Below are 14,888 nucleotides of genomic sequence, written 5' to 3'. Positions count from 1 at the left end.
AATTATGTTTTGATTTAGGCAGGTCTCCTGACTTAGCTTAGCGTTCATTTACCTTCCCATAGTTTCACCTACAGTGGTTTTTATTAATGAAGCCTTTAATAAGCTTTACAGTTGCGGGAACAGTTTTGGATTTGCACCAAATTCCCTTTTAATTCTTATTCTAAAATTACAAAAGAATAAGAAACCAAAAATCGGGGCGAATATATAGAATTTTTTATTACAGAATTGAATCGATAATTATTTTTTTTCTTTTTAAAAGAGAAGTTTTAGGAAGCATTATAATTTCGAAGCCTTTTTTAGTATACTGTTGAATTAGCAATTTTTCTAACTTTAAACAGTAGTCAAACTCTTGCAGTCTTTGGGAATCCTTACAGTATATTTCAAACCAAGTAGGGGCAAAAAAAACAGTTGTATGATATGTTTCTTTATAAGGGAAATCTCTAAGGTAAGTAGGAATCGGTTTGTTTGCTAGTGTTAAATAAGCTTCTAAATCTAATAAAGATCGATCACAAATTTGAGTACTTGGATTCAATAATTCTTTAGTTGTTAATTTGAAAACAAGATTTGTAAAACGATGTATGTCTCCCCAAGGCATTCCATTTTTATTATTTTTTTGCTCATCAATAATAACTCTTCTAGAAACTTCGTCCATGCAAGGAACTGTATCTTTTAAAAGATTTATTAACGTGGTTTTCCCAGTGCCTGGAGCCCCTGTAATTATATATTTTTTAGGTAGGTTATACATGTTGAAAAAATATGAGTACCCCTATGATAATTGCAATAAAAATACTACTTGCCCCATAGTTAATAGAAGCAACTCTTTTAATTTCATCATGTTCTATATTCCTGTTGTTGTTTCCTATAAAAGGTTTATCAACTAATTTGCCATGATAATAATTAGGACCACCAAATTGACAATTTAAAATGAATGCTAAAGCGGCTTCTGGGTATCCAGCATTAGGGCTACTATGTTTTTTTCCTTCTTTGAAAACAAAAGAAATTCCATGTATTTTAAACTGAACAAGTAACATTAATAGTGCTGTAATTCTAGCAGGGATATAATTAACAACATCGTCGAGCTTTGCGGCAAACCGACCAAATAAAAGATACCGATCATTTTTATAGCCAATCATAGAGTCTAAGGTATTAATCATTTTATACGCCATGGCTCCGGGAACTCCTAATACCAAAAAATAAAAAAGCGGAGCAATGACACCGTCACTTAAATTTTCAGACATCGTTTCAAAAGTTGCAACTCTAATTTGCTGTTCATTTAATTTATTCGTTTCACGACCAACAATCCACGATAAACGTTTACGTCCAGCTTCTAATCCTTCGTTTTTAAGTGTATTAAAAACAGCATAGCCTTCTTTTACTAATGTTTTGTTGGCTAGGCAGTAAAACAGCATTACAACCGAAAACACAGTGGCAATACTTTTAAAATTACATACATGTAGCCACTTTATAATTAAATACGGTACCGTAAAAGAAATACTAACTAAAGTAATTGTTAAAAGCGCACCTTTTAAAAGTTGGTACTTGTTTTTATTAAGCCATTTCTCACCCAAAGAAATACTATTACCAAATAGAATAATAAGATGTGGTAGTTTTTTAGGATCTCCTAATAGTAAATCCAAACCAAATGCAATAACTAGTATATAAATTGAAGCTAAATCCATTCTTTTAACGCTTGAATAAGTAGTTGATTAGTAGCTTTACTTTGTGTTGAAAGACGAATGTGCTCTCCTTCTAAATTGTTGAAGTTTGTGGCGTCTCTAATCAAAATTTGATGCTTTTCTATTAAATATTTTTTTAACTCTTTTGCCGATCTATTTAGCAATTCAATTAAAAAATAAGAGGTGTTACTTTCACAAACTTTTATACCTTTTACTTGTTCAAGCTCTTTCTTAAAAATAGTAGTTTCTTCTAACAATTCAGAGGCATTGAATTGAAGTGTTTCATAATTGTTAAAAATGAATTCACCCGCTTTTATAGCTAACGTATTCACACTCCAAGGCATCTTTAGTGCTAAAAGTGCACTAATGTTTGAGGGGTTTGATATGATATAGCCTAATCGTAATCCAGGAATCGTAAATGTTTTTGTTAATGAGCGAACGACAATTAAATTTGTATGCGTGGAAGTTAATGAAGCAACTGATTCTAGATTGTTGGTAAATTCAATATACGCTTCATCAATAACAAATGTAGTCCTTGGTTTTTCCTTAAAAAGAAGTTCCAGTTCCTTTTTAGAAAAAATAGTACCAGTTGGGTTGTTGGGGTTGCATATAAATAGAAGATCTGCATTCGTGTCTTTTACTGCTGCTCTAGAAATTAACTGATAGTCCAACTTAAAAATACTACAAGCATCTTCGTATTCAGCAAAAGTTGGTGCTACAATAGCTGCTTTTTTTGCTGAAAATAACTGCGCTATTAAATAAAAGGCTTCTGTTGCTCCGTTGGTAAACAAAAATTGATCGCTAGTAAGCTGAAATTTTTTTGCTGCTAATTCATTCAACTCATTGGCAATAGGTGAGGGGTAGCTTTCAATTCTATGAACGTTCCTTGAAATTTCATCAAGTAACGATTTTGGGCATCCTTTATAATACACATTTGAACTAAAGTTGTGCTTAATTTCCCCTTCTATCAAATGAAGGTCATCTCCATGGCCGTTTAACATTATTGTTCGCTATTTTTTACAATGGTTTCCATGTCTAAATTTTCATCAATCCAATCAGCTAATTTATCAAATTGTGCCGATTTAAAAGCTTTATAATTGATAGCTTCAGCATTTGGGTATTTTACTTGTAGTAGTTCTGTTACAATTTCTTGATTGTCAAAAATACCGTGCAAGTAGGTTCCCCAACTTTTATTTCCATCAAAATAGCCCTCTTCTTTATTATTAATACGATTTAAATGCTTGTTTTTAGGCACAATCGTTTCTCCCATATGAATTTCATAACCTTCACAAGGTTGTTTAAAGTTTTTAAACTGAAAATTACGCTGTACCGTTTGTTTCGTTTTTGTTAGTGTGGTTTCAATATTAAACAATCCTAATCCTTTTTCTTGTAAATTATTACTTTCTACTGAAAAAGGATCTTTAACAGTATTTCCTAACATTTGGTAGCCTCCACAAATCCCAATAACAGGAATGTGTGCATATTGTTTTTTGATAATGGTATCTAATCCATCTTTTTTTAAGGCTATTAAATCTTCAATCGTATTTTTTGTACCCGGAATAATGAGTACATCTGCTTTGTTTAGTTCTTCCGAATTTCTAGTAAAATATAAATTGATTAGCGGTTCTTGTTCTAACGATTGAAAATCGGTGTAGTTAGACATGTAATGGAGTTTCACCACGGCTACATTTAATTTGTTTTCAACTGCCGTAGTTTTTCGTTGGTTTAAGGCAACGGAATCTTCTTCTTCAATTACAATATCTTTTGCATAGGGTAAAATACCCAAAACAGGAATCTTAGTGAGTTCTTCTAGTTTCTTTTTTCCATCAATAAATAAAGCAGTATCTCCTCTAAATTTATTAATAATAATACCTTTTACTAATTTACGTTCCCACTCTTCTAACAATTCAATAGTACCATACACACTTCCAAATACGCCTCCTTTATCAATATCTGCTACTAAATATACGCAGGCATTGGCAGCAGCAGCCATTCGCATGTTTACAATATCTCTATGTTTTAAGTTTAATTCACTAATACTTCCAGCACCTTCCATTACAATAGGATTCTGTTTTGAAGCTAGTTGATGAAATGATTTTTTAGCTTCTTCAAACAGGTGTTTTTTATTGTCGCCTAAAAAATATTCCTTGGCAGTTTGGTCACCAATTGGTTTTCCATGTAATACAATTTGCGATTTATTTACCGATGAGGGTTTTAATAAAATAGGGTTCATTGCTACCGTTGGCGGAATACCACATGCTTCTGCTTGCACGGCCTGCGCTCTTCCAATTTCTAAATTATCAGGGGTAGAAAAACTATTTAATGACATGTTTTGGGCTTTAAACGGAGCAGGGGTATATCCTTTTTGTTTAAGCCATCTACAAATACCTGTGGTTATCCAGCTCTTTCCAACATCTGATCCAGTGCCAACTAACATAATAGGTTGTAGTTTTTGCATTTTAATTTTATTTTTTAGAAAAACAAAAATATTGAATTATATATACTTTGTGTGAGGGAATTGCTGTTTTTTATTATTGGTGGTGTGAGTATGTTGGTCATTGCGATGGAGGTTACGACTGAAGCAATCTGTTTAATGAGAGTTTACTATTTGTTTAGAGTTAGTGATGAAGAGATTACTTCATTTCACTTTGTTTCATTCCTAATGACGGTTTGATAAAAAATCTTTCAGCTAGAAGTATTAATCTATAAAAAAGGCTTATTATTACGGGATTCCTATTATTTTACAATTGGAATTTTAAAAAACATCAAATTACTCTCAATAATGAAGAAACCAACAATCAATATAGGTGTCTTAGCGCATGTAGATGCAGGTAAAACCACACTTACCGAGCATTTTTTATACAATTCAGGTGCTATTAGAACGTTGGGGAGTGTGGATAAAGGGTCAACAAGTACTGATAGTTTAGCACTGGAGAAAGAGCGTGGAATTTCTATAAAAGCAGCCACCACTTCTTTTGAATGGAAAGACACGAAGATTAATTTAATTGATACGCCTGGTCACGTTGATTTTTCAAGTGAGGTTGAGCGTGCATTGTGTGTTGTTGATGCGGTAGTGTTAGTAGTTTCTGCTGTAGAAGGGGTGCAAGCACATACCCTAAATATTTGGGATTCGTTACAAGAGTTACATATACCAACCCTTATTTTTATTAATAAAATTGATCGTCAAGGTGCAGATGCAGAAGGAACAATTACCCAGATAGAACGTGATTTAAAAACTAAAACAGTAGTGTTGTACGCCTCAGAAAATGATGGATTAACGGATGCCACCATAACTCCAGTTTTTAATAGTGACGTTGATAGTGAAATTAAAGAAAAGTCTATTGAGCATATTTTAGAAAGTGATGAATTTTTATTGGAGCGTTTTTTAAACTCAGAATCAATTAAAGATGATGAGTATGTAAAGAGTATTCACAAGTTAACAATAGATACTAAAATAACTCCTGTATATACTGGTATTGCTAAGAATAATATAGGGGTAACCGAACTTTTAGATGGAATAGTAGCCTATTGTCCAACTTCTAAAACAACCACGACCAAAGAGCTTTCAGCATTTGTGTTTAAGTTAGAACATCATAAGGTTTTTGGTACGATGGCACATGTAAAAGTTTTTTCAGGAAAATTGTCTTCTAAATCTACCATATATAATGATACGCAACAGGTAGAAACTAAAATTAATCAAACAAAACAATTACACAATACAAAATATGTAGATAATGTTATTTTACAATCGGGAGATATTGGGGTAATAACGGGTGTTTTAGGTACAAAAGCAGGTGATGTTTTAGGAAGTTCAGAAGGAATTCCAAAATTACCTCAGTTGCATATTCCAGTATTGAGTGTTCAGGTGATTCCTAATAATAATGCTGATTATAACGTACTAGCAGATGCTTTGCAACAATTAGATAGAGAAATACCTTCTTTAAGTTTTAAGTGGTTTAAAGCAGAGAAGGAGCTACAATTATTGTTAATGGGACAAATGCAAGTTGAAATTTTAGAACATGTTTTAAAAGAACGTTTTTCAATCAATGCAAGTTTTACAGATCCTCAAGTGGTCTATAAAGAAACCATTAGCACAAAAGCAGAGGGCTATATTCGTTATTGGATGCCAAAACCTTGTTGGGCAATTATGACTTTTTTAATTGAGCCTGCTCCGTTAAATTCAGGAGTTAGTTATCATTCAATTGTTTCACAGAATGATGTACATATTAAATATCAAAATGAAATAGAACGAACCATTCCGAAAGCCTTGGCACAAGGAATTTTAGGGTGGGAGGTAACTGATGTGAAAATTACGTTGATAAAAGGAGAAGATCATAATGTACATTCCAGACCTGGTGATTTTAACCTAGCAACTCCTATGGGAATTATGCAAGGGTTAAAAATTGGGGGCACACATTTATTAGAGCCTATATTAAGTTTTGAAATTAAAGCGAATGAATCGTTGTTAGGAAAAATAACTTCTGAGTTAAGTACGAGAAGAGCCACCTTTGATACTCCGGTATTTATTGATGAGGTGTTTCATTTAAAAGGAAGAATTCCTGTAGCTACATCCTTAGATTTTAGCAGAAAATTAAATTCAATAACGAGTGGTAAATCGCGTCTTAGAGTACAATTCCATGGATATGATACCTGTCCTAAAGGAGAGGGCGTTGTTCGAGAGTATAAAGGGGTAAATCCTTTAGACGAAGCCCAATGGATATTACACCGTCGTGGTGCGTATAAAGCGGACGAACGAGTAATTTAATGTGTTCTAATTTGTAGAATACCTATGGTAGAAGCTTCTGGTATAGTATTATAATTTTTTAAAATTTTTAGAAAGCGTTTATTTCTTTAAACGCATCACTTATTTCTTCTAAAGTCTCTAAAATGAATTCTCTATTTTTTGATGTCTAAGTATCTGCTACTTTTATTCCAAACTTAAAAATAAAACTTTATGGAAACCATTAAATCAAAATTAGGAAAAGGAGGATTAATTCTTGCTGCTATGGGAATTATGTCTATCGTGCTTTCAATTTTTAATTACAATATAAGGTTATTAGCATGGGTAGATGTTTGGGGAAATACTATGGGATGGGTTATTAGATTTCTATTAATATTGGTAGGAGGATTGTTATATTTCTTTTTTGGAAATTATGAAGACGAATAAATAGCATATATACTGAATGAAATTTAATAGTAAGAGGGAATAAAACTAAAATAGTTGATGCAGAACTCAGTCAGAAAAAAAATATGGAATATTAGTTGTCAAGTTCAAATTGAAGAGGTAATGGTAGTGATATTATACCCTTAATTTAAATAATTAATTTGCCTACTAAAAAGATAAATATGAATATACAAATCATCAAAAAAAGTATATTTTTTATTTTTTCAGTAGTAGTTTCAGTAACACTTATCTGGCTGGGTTTTTCTACCTTAAAAGAAAATTATTCTAGAGATCTAAAAAGTATTCATCAGCAAAAAGGGACTATAGAGCATACGGAGGTTGTTTTAAAAAGAACGAAAGCAACTGGTAAATATTCAATTTATTTTAATTTAAAAATTCTAAAAATAAATTTGAATACTACGAATGAAGTTTTTTATAGTCATAATACCAGTCAAAATTATACTGAGTTAGCAAGGAAGTTAAAAAAGGGGACAAAGGTTTTGGTGTATTATAAAAAATTAAAAGAGGGTGAGATTGCAAATAATGTATTACAGTTGACATCTGATAATGAAGTATTATTAACTCATGAAAGCTATAAAGCAAAAGAATATTTTGCTGGTGTTGTTATGATGTTACTTGGTGTTTTATTACTATTACTGAGTGTTTTTTTATTAAAGAACATTTAAAAATAGAAAGGAATAATGGTGTTTAAAATTTACTACTGTTGAACGAAGTAAGAAAATTTTAAATTATAACACATCGGTTTTATGGTTCTTTTGTAGGTAAAACTTAATGATGATCTCCTATAAAAAAAGAACCCACTCAAGTAAATTGAGTGGGAAAATTGCTATGAAAAAGAAAGTCTGTTGGACGTCTCCAAAGACATGTCAAAATAACGAATAAAAAAGGGAACAGGAAATAGGTGAAAACCAGTAAAATACTATAGGTGAAAACCCTTATTTTGTTACGCTAATGGAGTTTTTTAAGAGGTTGAGTGCTAATTATAGACTGGTAAAAAAGATCAAATAAATGGAGAGTGCTATGATTTTTTAATACCAAAAAAGTGAGTAACGTGCTTATAGTTATTTGGTTAGGTGTTTAGGGGGTATGTAACTTAAATTTAATTTTTACGGGTGTTGTTGAAGAAATAAAAAAATAGGGAGCGTTAGGTGATAAAAGGATGTCAATTTGTAAATAATACAAGAAGTATTGTTGTACTCTTAACATCTATTATTACTAAGGATTTCTGCTTTTGAATTATAAATTAATAGAATTTTGATTTTTTGATGTACAACAAAAGTCAAATTATATATTGGATGCTATTTCCAATTAAAAGTTACATATATAACAAGTCAGTTTTATGGTACTAATTTTACTAAAGATGAATAATAAACTCTTATAAAAAAAAATAACCCACTCAAATAAATTGAGTGGGAAAATTGCTATGAAAAAGAAAGTCTATTGGACGTCTCCAAAGACATGTCAAAATTACGAATAAAAAAGGGAACAGAAAATAGGTAAAAACCAGTAAAAGCCTATAAGTAAAAACCCTTATTTTGTTACGCTAATGGATTTTTTTAAGGGAGTGAGGGCTAGTTATGGGCAGGTTAAAAAGATTAAAAAAGTGGATAAAATTATATTTTTTAATGTGTAAAATTTTAGTAAGGTGTTTGTAGTTAGTTGATTAAGTGTGAGTGTTTATACAGCTTAAATTTAATTTTTAGGGGTGTTGTTGTAGAAATAAAAAAATAGGGAGCGTTAGGTGATAAAAGGATGTCAATTTGTAAATAATAGAAGAAGTATTTTTAAATGCTAAACATCTATTATTACTAAGGATTTCTGCTTTTGTACTAAAAGTAAGTAAAATATGTTTTTTGGAGATGTACAATAAAAGTGAAATTATATATTGGATGCTATTTCCAGTTAAAATTTAGATATCTAACAAGTCAGTTTTATGGTATTAATTTTACTAAAGATGAATAATAAACTCTTTTAAAAAAAGAACCCACTCAAAAAATTGAGTGGGAAAATTGCTATGAAAAAGAAAGTCTATTGGACGTCTCCAAAGACATGTCAAAATAACGAATAAAAAAGGGAACAGAAAATAGGTAAAAACCAGTAAAAGCCTGTAAGTGAAAACCCTTGTTTTATTACGTTAATGGAGTTTTTTAAGGAGGCGAGGGCTAAATTATGGAAAGTTGGAAAAGATTAAGAAAATGGGAGTATTATATTTTTTAACGTATAAAATTTGAGTAAAGTGTTTGCAGTTAATGAATTAAGTCTGGTTTTTATATGGTCTAATTCAACTGTTTGCTGGTATTGTTTACAGAAAAGATAAAAACCGGAAGAATGCGGTGTAAAAGCGCTAATACCTGCAAAATGTAAGAAGTAGTATTTTTTGTTGAAATTTATTTTCTTGTTGTAAATTTTATGCCACACTGTTTATTACAAAATATAAAACCAAATAAATTAGTGTAACTTTAGCTTTTATTCTTGATTTCTTAAAATATGTTTATATAAATAATTAGATATTATATAAGTTTTGATTGGTAATTTCAAGTATTATGTAAAGTTTAGAAATGGGATTGAAAGCATATTAAAAAGCGAAAGGAGTAGAACTCAAAATAATGAAATGTACATGTTTAAAATGCAAAATTACTTATGTGTTCTTCATTAAATTGAAAAATTAAATAGTAAATTTATGAAGACTAAAATAAACAAATATTTTTTTACCCTACTTATTTTTGTGACATTCAGTACACATATAAATTCTCAAACTTCAAAAGTTGATAGTCTTAAAAATGAGCTAGAGAAGCATACATTAAATGATACAACAAGAGTACATATATTAAATAGACTTGCTTTTTCTTATTTCAGTAAAGATATACCAAAAACTCTTGAATATTTGAACGAGGCAGATTCAATAGGTACAGTTATTAACTATAAAAAAGGAAAGGCTAGAAGTATTTATATAAGAGGTATAACCGAAGTAATACAATCCAATTACCATGAAGCATTTACTTATTATAACAAAGCGTTGAAGCTATATAGAAGTATCGGTTTTAAAAAGGGAGAAGCAAATTGTTACAACGCCATAGGGATTGCCTATAAAAATAAAGGAGAACTTAGTACTTCAGTAATATATTTAAAAAAAGCAATTAGTATAGAAAAGCAAATTAATAGTGATAACCTTTCTGCTAGTTTAATTAATTTGGGAAGTGCATACGATGATTTGGGAGACTATAGCAAATCCGTTTTATATTTTACTAAAGCCCTTTCAATTGCTAAAGCTAATGATAATGAACAGCGAGTTGCTTATTGTTTAAATAATTTGGGAGTAGTTTATACGGGGCAAGGTAATTATCCACTTGCTCTAGAATATATAAAAAAGGGTTTATATAGCAATGAAAAGCTTGGAGATAGTATAAGTATTGCTCATGGTCTTGGTAATATTGCCGTAATTTATAAAGTTCAAAAGCATTATGAAAAAGGAATTAAGAGCTATGAAAAGTCTTTAAATATCTATCAACGAATTAACAACCAAGAAGGTGTTTTGACCGCATTAAACGGTATTGGAACTATATATAATGAAAAAAAAGAGTATAAAAAAGCTCTTAAAAATTACATTAAAGCACTCAATATTAGCAAACAAATTGAGGTTAAAAGTGAAATCCCTTATATTTTAAATAATATTGGAGAGGTTTATTTGGTGTTGAAAGAGTATACTACAGCACATAAATATTTTACTGAGGCAAAAATAAGTAGTATAGAAAGTAACATTAAACAGCCATTATGTAACGCTTATGTGGGGCTTTCGAAAATGTACTTCAATCAAAAAGAGTATAATAAAGCTTTAAAAAATGGATTAAAAGGAAAGGAAATAGCTGAAAAATTAGGGTTTTTAAATTATCAGGCTGAAGTTTCAGAAACTTTATCAAGGGTTTACAAAGCTATGGGTGATTACAAGAAATCTTTAGAAAATTATAAGCAATTTAAAATATTAAATGATAGTCTTTTTAATAAAGAAAATATTGAAAAAATAACCCAGATAGAATATGAGTACAAATATAAACAAGCTTTAGATTCTGCAAATCTAAGAGAGTTACAGCTTACCAAAACAGTGACTGCAACTAATGAAAATCTTGAAAAATCACAGCGTAATTTATTGTTAGGTGTTATTGCATTTTTATTAACATTATTAGTTTTAGGAGCAGTTATTTTCTTTTTAAAATTAAGAAATGAGAAATCTAAAACTCAAAATATTGTTATTGAACAAAAGTTATTACGTTCGCAAATGACACCTCATTTTATTTTTAATTCGCTCTCTGTTTTGCAAGGAATGATTTTAAATAAAGAAGAAAAAAACTCAGTTTCTTATTTGTCAAAGTTTTCAAAATTATTGAGAACTATTTTAGAAAATTCAAGACATAAAACAGTTGCCCTCTCTGAAGAGCTTTCTGCAATAGATAGTTATATGACACTTCAAAACTTAGATATGAATCCTCCTTTTGAGTATAAATTAAAGGTTGATGCTGATATTTATGAAACTAATTTTAAAATTCCACCAATGTTAATTCAGCCTTTTATAGAAAATGCTATTGAACACGCTTTTCCTAGTAAAAAAGAAAATAAACAAATTCACGTAACTTTAGTTTTTAAAGATGAAAAATTAATTTGCACTATTGAAGATAATGGGATTGGAATTGATGAAATTCATAAAAAAGTAGATAAAGGTAGAAGTTCTTTAGCCACAACAATTACTTCAGAACGTTTAACAATGTTATCTAAAGAGTTTAAAACTGAGGGAACAATAGAAGTACAGAATAGAAAAATATTTGGAAAAGAAGGAACATTAGTTACCTTAGTAGTTCCATATAAAATTGAGTTAGTTTAATGAAGGCATTAATTGTAGAAGACAAAGAACATATTAGAAAAGCATTAGTACATTTATTAGATTTAATTGGTACTGATATTAATGTAGTAGGAGAGTGCGAATCGGTAAAAGACGCTGTTATTGTTGCCAATGCATGTAAGCCTGAATTAGTTTTTCTAGATATTAACCTAACTGATGGTACAGGGTTTGATTTTTTAGAACAAACAGAAAATTTTAATTTTAAAGTTATTTTTATAACTGCCTATGAAGAATTTGCATTGAAAGCTTTAAAGATAGGGGCGGTAGATTATTTGTTGAAACCCGTTGATATTGATGAGTTAAAAATTGCTCTAGATAAGATAGCTGTGCTACCCATTGAAACTCAAAGGAAACAGATTAATACAGCAAAAAAAGTATTAAATAGTGATAGTGAGATATTAATTTTATCACTTCAAGATTCATTTCAAATACTAGAATTAAAAGATTTAATGTTTTGCGAATCAGATAAAGGATATACTACTTTTTATTTAAATAATGGTAAAAAATATGTTGCTTCTAAATCGTTAAAAGAGTTTGAAAACAAACTAACTAATAGCTCGTTTACTAGACCCCATCAATCTTTTATTGTTAATCTTAAATTTATAGAGAAGTACGATAAATCAGGAACGATTCATTTAAAAAATGGGAAAAAAATTCCAGTCTCTTCGCGTAAAAAAGACAATTTTGTAACGCGTCTTTTTAATTGGAACACAGATTAAAAACTATAGTATTCTTAATTTATAACGTTTTTTTACTAAAACACTTCACTTTTAAGTTCGTAAGGTTCAAAAATAAGTTCTCTATTTATTAATTGGTAAGTAGCTTTTATTTTTATGCTAAATTTAAAACGAATAAAAGATGAAGTATACAATTTTAATTCTAGTAAGTTTACTAATAACTTCTTGCCAAGGAATTAAAGACCAACCAGCAACTGCAGAAGGTTTTGAAGCAATAGAAAAAGAAATTAAAGAGAAATTTGGTAATAATGCTTATTATACAGATTTAAAAATTTCTTACGATAAGTCTATTGGAAATATGATAAGCCTTACGGTTACTGAAGAGCCTGAGTCTTTAAAAATGGGTGCATATATTTATAGTCAACACACTTCTTGGAAAAAAAATTCAAATATTGTATTAGAAGTACCTAAGGGAAGTAAAGCAGCAGATTTTATGTATCAATTAAATGATACAACTAACTTAAGTAATTTAGGAAAGCTAGTAGAAAAATCGAAAAAACAATTAATTGACGAAAATAAACTTGAAACCCCTGCACTAAGTATGGCGTATATATATTTTCCTAAGAACGGAGATATATCAAAAGCAGAATATTGTATTAATCTTGAGCCTGAAAATGGAGGGACTACTTTTAGGTTTAATTACAAGTTAAACGGAGAACTTATTAAAATGGATTACTAAATTACTGACTAATTAAAATAAATAATATGAAAAAAATAATACAAATATTAGCATTCGCGCTACTAATAACTAATTCAATTTTAGCTCAAGATTGTTATTTTAATCCACAAGACGATCCATCAGCAACTGTAAATGGCTATATCGTTTCGGGGAACTTCTCTCAAGAAAGTTCTAAAGACAAAGTTATTAATGATGTTGTAATGTTAAAGCAGTTTCCTTTACAGGGAGGTTTTAGGTTAAACACATTATCTAATGACTTAAATGGTAATAGAGTTTTAAAAAAAGGCACTACTATGATTAATTATGACTTAGATAATGTAAAAAGAAGAATGGTAAGAGGCGATTTTGATAACGATGGACACATCGACGACTTTATTTTAATTTATAAAACAGGCGTTTCTAGTATGCGTTTTGATCTTTTTAAAAGTAATGGTGCTACTCAACCTTCATTTACAAAAAGTACTGTATATCAGCTTAATGGCTATGATGCTGATAAAGTAACAGGAAGAGTGGTTTCAGGAGATTTTGATAATGATGGGTATTGGGATGATATAGCCGCTTTTTATGATTATGGAAATGGAGAAACTAGAATTCATGTTTGGCTATCAACAGGATCAAGCTTTACGTATCAGTATTCTACAGGTTGGTGGAATACTGCTGGTTACACAGCTACCAAAGTAACCGATCGTGTAGTTTCTGGTGATTTTGACCATGATGGTTATGTAGATGATATAGCTGCTTTTTATGACTATGGAAATGGAGAAACTAGAATTCACGTATGGTTATCAGGAGGAACAAATTTTAATTATCAAAGTTCTGTCGGATGGTGGAAATTTAAAAACTTTGAGGCATCTAAAATATCAAGACGAGTAATATCATTAAATGTTGACCGAGATGGAAATAACTATGACGATATTGCCGTTTTTTATGCAACAGATAATAATGTACCAAAAATGCATACGTTTGAGTCTAATGGTTCCTCTTTTCAATGGAATCCCTATAAATGGGGGGGCTCTACAATATCACTAACAACTGTACCAGGCAGTTCTACAGATAATGCAAATTCTTTCAGTGGAAAAATTGTAGAACATGATTCAAGAACCTCAAAAGTATTTCAAGGAAAACCTTCAGATATAATAGCGTTTCATAAACATGTAACTCCTAGGTATCGATTTTGGAAGACAAAAAAGAATATAGTGGGACAAGATTATTACGATTATTCAGAACCTTATTATTGCGAATCTAAAAGTACTAATGAAGGAGTAAACGATGAGGTTACAATTAATGCATATCCCAATCCTACAAATTCATTCACCATCATAGATATTCCGAAATCTTTAATAGATAATACTTCAAGAATTGAAGTTCATAATTTACATGGTAGGTTAGTTCTTTCAGATGTAGTGAAATCTTCTTCTGTAAAGATAGACTTATCCAAGCAAAATTTAGGAGTGTACTTTGTAAAAGTGATAGGAAGAGAAAGTAGCAATGTGCTAAAAATAGTGAAAGATTATAAATAGAAATATAACATTTTACCACAAAAATAACTTTGAAATTCAACACACTATCTTATGTTAAGATGGTGTGTTTTATTATGTATACATATACTGTTTCTCTTTTATTTTCTGATACAGAAAATAGTATATTTAGTGTTTAGTAGTGTTAGGAGAAGAAGAGTTGAAGTTTTTTATTAAGAAAAAAATAGACTCAATCATTACGA

At 30.1% G+C, this 14,888-nt stretch carries 11 protein-coding genes and 1 riboswitch; of the genes, 7 read left to right on the top strand and 4 right to left on the bottom strand.

Annotated features, from left to right (window positions below; genetic code table 11):
* Positions 1-204, bottom strand: a riboswitch (cobalamin riboswitch).
* A gap of 13 nt (positions 205-217) precedes the next feature.
* From ACMFBB_RS03515 to ACMFBB_RS03500, 4 genes are read right to left on the bottom strand one after another with little or no spacing between them, the layout of a single operon-like run.
* Positions 218-745 carry an AAA family ATPase gene (locus ACMFBB_RS03515; protein WP_435263078.1) on the bottom strand — a complete coding sequence of 176 codons (528 nt, stop codon included), beginning with the start codon at positions 743-745 and terminating at the stop codon, positions 218-220.
* A complete protein-coding gene (gene cbiB, locus ACMFBB_RS03510) occupies positions 738-1,679 on the bottom strand; it encodes an adenosylcobinamide-phosphate synthase CbiB (protein ID WP_435263077.1) in 942 nt (313 codons plus the stop codon). Before cbiB ends, ACMFBB_RS03515 begins: the two co-directional genes overlap by 8 nt.
* On the bottom strand, positions 1,670-2,677 hold the full coding sequence (locus ACMFBB_RS03505; protein WP_435263076.1) for a pyridoxal phosphate-dependent aminotransferase: 1,008 nt from the start codon (positions 2,675-2,677) through the stop codon (positions 1,670-1,672). The genes cbiB and ACMFBB_RS03505 overlap by 10 nt, the downstream gene beginning before the upstream one ends.
* Positions 2,677-4,134: a cobyric acid synthase gene (locus tag ACMFBB_RS03500; RefSeq protein WP_435263075.1), complete on the bottom strand. Its 1,458-nt coding sequence runs from the start codon at positions 4,132-4,134 to the stop codon at positions 2,677-2,679. Before ACMFBB_RS03500 ends, ACMFBB_RS03505 begins: the two co-directional genes overlap by 1 nt.
* A 324-nt stretch (positions 4,135-4,458) precedes the next feature.
* On the opposite strand from ACMFBB_RS03500, the gene ACMFBB_RS03495 reads away from it, so the two are divergent.
* The 7 genes from ACMFBB_RS03495 to ACMFBB_RS03465 all read left to right on the top strand — a co-directional run bounded on the left by ACMFBB_RS03495 (position 4,459) and on the right by ACMFBB_RS03465 (position 14,688).
* Entirely contained in the window at positions 4,459-6,441 is a 1,983-nt protein-coding gene (locus ACMFBB_RS03495; RefSeq protein WP_435263074.1) for a GTP-binding protein, read from the top strand.
* A 189-nt stretch (positions 6,442-6,630) separates the two neighbouring features.
* Positions 6,631-6,843 carry a hypothetical protein gene (locus tag ACMFBB_RS03490; protein WP_435263073.1) on the top strand — a complete coding sequence of 71 codons (213 nt, stop codon included), beginning with the start codon at positions 6,631-6,633 and terminating at the stop codon, positions 6,841-6,843.
* A gap of 179 nt (positions 6,844-7,022) precedes the next feature.
* On the top strand, positions 7,023-7,526 hold the full coding sequence (locus tag ACMFBB_RS03485) for a hypothetical protein (protein ID WP_435263072.1): 504 nt from the start codon (positions 7,023-7,025) through the stop codon (positions 7,524-7,526).
* Positions 7,527-9,541: 2,015 nt separating this feature from the next.
* Entirely contained in the window at positions 9,542-11,734 is a 2,193-nt protein-coding gene (locus tag ACMFBB_RS03480; RefSeq protein ID WP_435263071.1) for a tetratricopeptide repeat protein, read from the top strand.
* A complete protein-coding gene (locus tag ACMFBB_RS03475; RefSeq protein ID WP_435263070.1) occupies positions 11,734-12,471 on the top strand; it encodes a LytR/AlgR family response regulator transcription factor in 738 nt (245 codons plus the stop codon). Before ACMFBB_RS03480 ends, ACMFBB_RS03475 begins: the two co-directional genes overlap by 1 nt.
* Before the next feature lie 139 nt (positions 12,472-12,610).
* Complete coding sequence (locus ACMFBB_RS03470; RefSeq protein ID WP_435263069.1) at positions 12,611-13,168, top strand: hypothetical protein; 558 nt, start codon at positions 12,611-12,613, stop codon at positions 13,166-13,168.
* A 26-nt stretch (positions 13,169-13,194) separates the two neighbouring features.
* Positions 13,195-14,688 carry a T9SS type A sorting domain-containing protein gene (locus ACMFBB_RS03465; RefSeq protein ID WP_435263068.1) on the top strand — a complete coding sequence of 498 codons (1,494 nt, stop codon included), beginning with the start codon at positions 13,195-13,197 and terminating at the stop codon, positions 14,686-14,688.
* Positions 14,689-14,888: the final 200 nt, after the last annotated feature.

Source organism: Tenacibaculum sp. nBUS_03 (genome assembly GCF_051201695.1).
GTDB lineage: Bacteria > Bacteroidota > Bacteroidia > Flavobacteriales > Flavobacteriaceae > Polaribacter.
The sequence above is the reverse complement of the archived record's forward strand: the minus strand, read 5'-3'. Positions and strand labels throughout refer to the sequence as shown.

Excerpts from the sequence above, each read along its gene's own strand:
- ACMFBB_RS03515 (WP_435263078.1), bottom strand. The coding sequence starts at position 745 with ATGTATAACCTACCTAAAAAATATATAATTACAGGGGCTCCAGGCACT.
- ACMFBB_RS03495 (WP_435263074.1), top strand. The coding sequence starts at position 4,459 with ATGAAGAAACCAACAATCAATATAGGTGTCTTAGCGCATGTAGATGCA.
- ACMFBB_RS03500 (WP_435263075.1), bottom strand. The coding sequence starts at position 4,134 with ATGCAAAAACTACAACCTATTATGTTAGTTGGCACTGGATCAGATGTT.
- cbiB (WP_435263077.1), bottom strand. The coding sequence starts at position 1,679 with ATGGATTTAGCTTCAATTTATATACTAGTTATTGCATTTGGTTTGGAT.
- ACMFBB_RS03470 (WP_435263069.1), top strand. The coding sequence starts at position 12,611 with ATGAAGTATACAATTTTAATTCTAGTAAGTTTACTAATAACTTCTTGC.
- ACMFBB_RS03485 (WP_435263072.1), top strand. The coding sequence starts at position 7,023 with ATGAATATACAAATCATCAAAAAAAGTATATTTTTTATTTTTTCAGTA.
- ACMFBB_RS03475 (WP_435263070.1), top strand. The coding sequence starts at position 11,734 with ATGAAGGCATTAATTGTAGAAGACAAAGAACATATTAGAAAAGCATTA.
- ACMFBB_RS03490 (WP_435263073.1), top strand. The coding sequence starts at position 6,631 with ATGGAAACCATTAAATCAAAATTAGGAAAAGGAGGATTAATTCTTGCT.
- ACMFBB_RS03465 (WP_435263068.1), top strand. The coding sequence starts at position 13,195 with ATGAAAAAAATAATACAAATATTAGCATTCGCGCTACTAATAACTAAT.
- ACMFBB_RS03505 (WP_435263076.1), bottom strand. The coding sequence starts at position 2,677 with ATGTTAAACGGCCATGGAGATGACCTTCATTTGATAGAAGGGGAAATT.
- ACMFBB_RS03480 (WP_435263071.1), top strand. The coding sequence starts at position 9,542 with ATGAAGACTAAAATAAACAAATATTTTTTTACCCTACTTATTTTTGTG.